The sequence below is a fragment of the Aeromonas sp. Prich7-2 genome (assembly GCF_017939255.1).
Lineage (GTDB): Bacteria > Pseudomonadota > Gammaproteobacteria > Enterobacterales > Aeromonadaceae > Aeromonas > Aeromonas caviae.
On record NZ_JAGKRI010000300.1, the window covers coordinates 1 to 293 of the forward strand.

Annotated in this window: 1 pseudogene; it reads left to right on the top strand. The window is 58.7% G+C overall.

What is annotated here, in order from left to right:
• Window positions 1-293 (top strand): annotated as a pseudogene (locus J9892_RS22080) (IS1634 family transposase); the annotation flags it as partial.

Genomic DNA, 293 nt, shown 5'->3' on the forward strand with positions numbered 1-293 from the left:
TACTGGCGCAACAGCAGCAACTATTTGTGACCCGGGTGCCCGTCACTCTCAATGAGGCAAAGCAGGCCGTGGCAACCATAGGTGCACAACCGCTGACCGCTCTGGGCAATGGCTATCATGGCCGTTGGCAACACGCGAATTATGCCGGGGTCGCGCAACGTTGGTTGCTGGTGCGCAGCGAACAAGCCAGCCACCGCGAGCAGCAGACATTGGCCAAAAACCTGCTCAAAGACAGTACCCGCGAGCTCAAAGCCTTCGCCAAATTGTGTGCCCGACGCTTTGCTTGTGAGGCG